This window comes from Bradyrhizobium sp., assembly GCF_049581145.1.
Taxonomy (GTDB): Bacteria; Pseudomonadota; Alphaproteobacteria; order Rhizobiales; family Xanthobacteraceae; genus Bradyrhizobium.
Genome location: NZ_JBAURI010000379.1, coordinates 1 through 5377, shown reverse-complemented (window position 1 = coordinate 5377; position 5377 = coordinate 1). Strand labels below are relative to the sequence as shown.

Genomic DNA, 5377 nt, shown 5'->3' with positions numbered 1-5377 from the left:
GACCAGGACGTGTCGACGATTGAACACGATGCCCGGCGCATCAACTCGCGCCATGACCAGATCGCGCCCGGCGAAATCGCGATCGGCGTGATTATTGGGCGGACGTCGGAGTTTTTCGACTTCTTTGTCTACGCCATCGCCTCCGTCATCGTATTCCCAAAACTGATCTTCCCCGATAGCGACCCCATTTCGGGCACTCTCTATTCATTCGGTATTTTTGCGCTTGCTTTCGTCGCCCGGCCGTTCGGCTCGCTGATCTTCATGGCGATCGACCGGGCTTACGGACGCGGCCTTAAGCTGACGATCGCGCTGTTCCTGCTTGGTGGATCCACCGCGGCGGTGGCGTTTCTGCCCGGACATGCCGAGATCGGCAACTGGTCGGGGATACTGCTGGCGCTGTTTCGGATCGGCCAGGGCTTGGCGCTTGGCGGCGCATGGGATGGCCTGGCGTCGTTGCTGGCGCTGAACGCGCCCGAGGGACAGCGCGGCTGGTATGCGATGATCCCGCAGTTGGGGGCGCCGCTTGGCCTGATCGTGGCGAGTGCGCTGTTTGCCTTCTTTCTCATCAATCTCTCGGCGGCGGATTTCCTGGATTGGGGCTGGCGCTATCCCTTCTTTGTCGCGTTCGCGATCAACGTGGTCGCATTGTTCGCCCGGCTGCGGATTGTCTCGACCCCCGATTATGCGAGGCTGTTCGAAAGCCGTGATCTGCAGCCGTCGCCCGTCCTCGCGACGGTCCGCAAACAGAGCAAGAATATCGCGATCGGCGCTTTCGCACCGCTGGCGAGCTTTGCGCTGTTTCACATGGTGACGGTATTTCCACTGTCCTGGGTATTTCTCTTTACCAAGGAGGGGCCTGCCGGATTCCTCGCCATCGAAATGAGCGGTGCCGTTGTCGGAATCCTCGCGACCATCGCCTCCGGGCTGATCGCCGACCGCCTTGGCCGCCGCACACTCCTTGGCGTTTCGGCCGCGGCCATCGCGGCATTCAGCGGCTTTGCGCCGCAACTCCTCGACGGCGGGACGGTTGGCGAGATCGTGTTCATGGTAACGGGCTTCACCCTGCTCGGGCTGTCATTCGGGCAGTCTTCGGGGGCGGTGAATTCGAATTTCCCGAGCGGCGATCGCTACACGGGCGCGGCGCTGACATCGGATCTCGCCTGGCTGTTCGGCGCGGGGTTTGCGCCGCTGGTTGCGCTGTTCTTGTCCTATCATTTCGGGTTGCTCGCGGCGGGCGCCTATCTTTTGTCCGGCGCACTCGGCACCCTGGCGGCGCTCGGCATCAACAAAGAGCTTGCGCAGAGGATTTCCTAGCCGGAGCCAGTCCCTGGCTTGGGCCAAGTCCTCGCTGGGGCCAAGTCCTCGCTGGGTCCAAGTCCTCGCTGTGCTCCAGTCCTGGCTCGCCCCAGAGGCTTGCCTCAGCGTTCCAGCAAGGCCGCCGACTGTGCTAAAGCTTGCCGGCCACGCCAGAACCCTGTCTGTCCGGCGGCTGCTGAGCATGGCCGGCGTCTCGACATCCCCGGGTTTGACCGGCTTCCCCGGTTTACCCCGTGTCATTGGGCACCGGTGTTCGGGTCCGGCACCCTCCCACTATCGCCGGCGGGGCAACCCTGTGGAGCTGCGATGCCAGTGAGGCCAGTCCAACACTCGATCCAGGAGATCACCAACCGAAAAAACCTTCTGTTGCTGGTATCCTTGCGCTGGCTGGCGGTGTTCGGACAGATCGCCGCGATTGCGATCGCCGATTTCTGGCTGGGCATGTCGCTTCCTGTCTGGCAAATGGGGATCGTGATCGCCTTCCTGATCGGGCTCAACTTGATCACGCTCTACCGCTATGCGAGCGGTGCGCCCATCACCAACACGGAACTGTTTCTTGATCTGCTGCTCGATGTGGCGACACTGACGGCCCAGCTCTATCTCAGCGGAGGCGCGACCAACCCGTTTGTCTCGCTGTTTCTCCTGCAGGCCGTGTTGGGCGCGGTGTTGTTGCGGCCCTGGTCGACCTGGACGATCGTCGCCGTCACTACCGGCTGCTTTATCGGGCTGACCTTCTTCTACAGGGATATCGGCTTTTCGCTGTCGGCCTCCGATCCGAGCCAATCCGCAGTCTTCCGGCTCCACACATACGGCATGTTTGTCAGCTTTCTGCTCGCCGCGGTCTTGCTCGTCCTGTTCGTGACGCGCATCAACCAGAATTTGCGCGACCGGGACACCCGGCTGGCCGAGCTGCGGCAGCAATCGGCCGAAGAGGGACATATCGTCAGGATGGGGCTTCTCGCATCGGGAGCCGCCCACGAGCTGGGGACGCCGCTCGCCACCTTGTCGGTGATCCTGAACGATTGGCAGCGCGTCCCGGCGCTGCGGACCGATGACGATTTCGTCATGGAACTGGCTGAGATGCAGGCTCAGCTCAATCGGTGCAAGGAGATCGTCTCAGGTATTCTCAGATCCTCGGGCGAGGAGCGTGGCGAGGATTCCGCGCCAAGCAGCATCGTTTCCTTCATCGACGGCGTGGTAGATGACTGGGAGAGCAGCCGCGGGTTGACGGAGTTGCATTATACCAATCGTCTCAACGAAGACTTCATGATAGCGTCCGATATCCTGCTGAAACGGATCCTCTTCAACGTGCTCGACAATGCCTTTGAAGTGTCGCCGGCCTGGGTCGGGCTCGACATCTCACGGGACGGGGACCTGTTGATGATTGCGGTTCGGGACGCCGGCCCCGGCTTTTCATCGGATATGCTTGCGGAATTCGGCAAGCCCTATATGTCGACTAAACAGCGCCCTGGAAGCGGCCTCGGCCTCTTTCTGGTCGTCAACGTCCTGCGCAAGTTGGGAGGCCGGGCGGTTGCAATAAATATCCCGACGGGAGGAGCCATCGTGGAATTGAGCCTGCCCGTCGCCGCATTATCCATAGAGTCCGTGAATGCACCCGAAACGGTCCCTGGTGATCATTGAAGATGATGTTTCGTTTGCAAAGGCATTGCGCCGGTCGTTCGAGCGTCGGGGCTATGAGGTTACGGTCTGCGGGCAGGCCGATGAACTCGTCCAGCTCCTCGAGGTGAAAGCTCCAGACTTCGCTGTCGTCGATCTCAAGCTCAGCGGCGCGTCAGGCCTTGAATGCGTCAAGCTGCTCGCAATCAGGGACCCCGAAACAAGAATCGTCGTGCTGACGGGATTCGCGAGCATCAGCACGGCTGTCGAGGCCATCAAGCTCGGGGCATCCCACTATCTGGCGAAGCCGTCCAATACCGATGATATCGAGGCGGCCTTCGGCAGGATCGCGGGAGACAGCACGGTGGCGCTGACCGCGCGGCCGACCTCGATCAAGAATCTCGAATGGGAGAGAATCCACGAGACGCTGGCTGAAGCCGATTTCAACGTCTCGGAAACCGCGCGTCGATTGGGTATGCATCGGCGCACGCTGGCAAGGAAGCTGGCCAAACGGAGGTTGACTTAGGTCGAGCCGGCATCAGGCCCGCGCCGCTCGCATTTCGACAGCTCGAGCGGGGCGGGATGGAACCAGGGCGTGACCGCAAGCGACCATCGCCGGAGGATGGAAGGCCCGTGCATGACCGCCACGGCTGCCGGATACGGTCAGGCTTCGGGCTGTTCGGCCAGATTTGAAGTTGCAGCCGTCCGCGTCATCGCTTCCAGTCGTTTCGGGTTGCGCGGGAATAAAACGGCGATGTCCCGAATCCCTTGTTGCGATGACGCAATCAGGGGAGAGTGATGGAAATCCGATCAAATCGTTGTAGTGGCCGCCTGCGCCTGGTTTTCGCCGCCGTCCTGACCGCCGCAATGTTTGTCACCTGCGCCGCAAACGCGGCCGGAGACGCCGCCCGCGGCGAAACGCTCTATCAAGGCTGTCAAGATTGCCATTCGATCGAGAAGAACGATGTCGGCCCCATGCACAAGGGCGTCGTGGGTCGCACCGCCGGCACCGTGCCGGGCTATAACTACTCGGCCGCGCTGCGCAACGCAAAGATCGTATGGACCGAAGCAAACCTCGATAAATGGCTGACCAATCCGCAGGGATTCATTCCAGGGACAAAAATGTTCTACCAGGTGAACAATCCGCAGGATCGGGCAGACATCATAGCCTTCCTCAAGGAGCGTGCCCGCTGACTGCACCCAGCACCGCAGGGAGTAGGTCGACGTTCCCTGATACCGTCACGCGGCAGTCGCCCGAAAGTCCGGCCTCGGCTCCGCAGTGCGCGGAGAGAGAATACCGTGCGGGCCGTTCAGCCGCCGCGGCACCATTGGGCAATCGCTGCCCCCGGAAGCGTGCTTGCGATACCGAGCGTGACGATGGCCAGTCCCACCGCCATTTGCAAGCGGGGTGACTGCGCACGCGAGCGCAACCACGACACGCCGAGTCCGGCGCCCATCACCGGCAGCAAGGTGCCCAGTCCGAAGCCAAACATCACGAGCGCGCCGTTGAGCCAGGATCCGGACAACATGGCGTAGAACAGCGCCGCATAGACCATCGCGCAGGGAAAAAATCCCCACACGCAACCGGCGACAAAGGGCCCCACCAATGAATACGATGGAAAGGCGCCTGCTACTCTGCCAAGACCTCTGCTTACTGCCGCGCCGACGTGAAGCAGCGGTGTCGGCAGCGGCACAAAGCCTGTCATGGATAGCCCGATCCATCCGAGCGACACGGCCGCAGCCCACCTCAACACGATGTGGGCGATCGAGCGATCAAGGGCGCCGAAGACGCTGACGCCCAGGCCGCCGACGGCGGCGCCCGCCAGGACGTAGCCCGTGATACGGCCGGCATTGATCAGCAGATTGGTCCAATAGAGGCTTCGCAGAGATTTTCCGGCAAGGGGTGTCGACGCAAGGCAAAGGCTCGCTGCGATACCTGAGCACATGCTGAGGCAATGCAGGCTGGATGCAAGGCCAAGCAGAAGCCCGGCGACGAGCAAAGGCTGATCGAAATCGAACAAGGCGCCGCTCCGTGGACACCCGCTGCTAACGCGAGTGCGGCATCGGCGCCTTGCGCTGTATCAAGGCGAGAGGCGCTCCACCTGTCGGCTCGCAGCCCAGCCAAGGTCGCCGCGACAGAACCATATTGTCTGCTACATCTTCATGTCCGAATGGCCTGGCATCTTCTTCATGTCCATGCCGCCGCCCGCCGGCCCCTGTGCGCCGACGCCCTCCACGTCGAACGAAATCTGGACTTTCCCGGCCTTTTCGAAATCAAGGGTGACCGGCAACTTGTCGCCCTTTTTCAGCGGGCTCTTCAAATCCATCATCATCAGATGGTAGCCGCCCGGCGCAAGCTTGACGGTCTTGCCGGGTTCGATGGTCAGTCCCTTTTCGAGGGGGCGCATTTTCATCACGCCGTTGTCCATGGACATCTCATGGA

At 61.7% G+C, this 5377-nt stretch carries 6 protein-coding genes; 4 read left to right on the top strand and 2 right to left on the bottom strand.

Annotation, left to right across the window (positions count from 1 at the left end):
* Nucleotides 1–9 precede the first annotated feature (9 nt).
* From WCB02_RS12260 to WCB02_RS12245, 4 genes are all read left to right on the top strand, one after another.
* Entirely contained in the window at nucleotides 10–1314 is a 1305-nt protein-coding gene (locus tag WCB02_RS12260) for an MFS transporter (protein ID WP_423958484.1), read from the top strand.
* 18 nt (nucleotides 1315–1332) lie between these two features.
* Nucleotides 1333–2958 (top strand): ATP-binding protein, encoded by a 1626-nt coding sequence (locus WCB02_RS12255; RefSeq protein WP_423958483.1) that lies wholly within the window; start codon nucleotides 1333–1335, stop codon nucleotides 2956–2958.
* The gene (locus WCB02_RS12250) at nucleotides 2927–3460 is read left to right on the top strand and encodes a response regulator transcription factor (RefSeq protein WP_423958482.1); all 534 of its coding nucleotides are present in this window, start codon (nucleotides 2927–2929) and stop codon (nucleotides 3458–3460) included. Before WCB02_RS12255 ends, WCB02_RS12250 begins: the two co-directional genes overlap by 32 nt.
* A 272-nt stretch (nucleotides 3461–3732) precedes the next feature.
* Nucleotides 3733–4128, top strand: coding sequence for a c-type cytochrome (locus tag WCB02_RS12245; protein ID WP_423958480.1), 396 nt, complete (start codon nucleotides 3733–3735; stop codon nucleotides 4126–4128).
* Nucleotides 4129–4244: 116 nt separating this feature from the next.
* On the opposite strand, the gene WCB02_RS12240 is transcribed toward WCB02_RS12245, so the two are convergent.
* Both WCB02_RS12240 and WCB02_RS12235 read right to left on the bottom strand, forming a co-directional pair.
* Nucleotides 4245–4955, bottom strand: a complete 711-nt coding sequence (locus tag WCB02_RS12240; protein WP_423958479.1) for a sulfite exporter TauE/SafE family protein — start codon at nucleotides 4953–4955, stop codon at nucleotides 4245–4247.
* A gap of 132 nt (nucleotides 4956–5087) precedes the next feature.
* The coding region (locus tag WCB02_RS12235; protein ID WP_423958478.1) for a copper chaperone PCu(A)C at nucleotides 5088–5377 on the bottom strand (290 nt) is incomplete at its 5' end.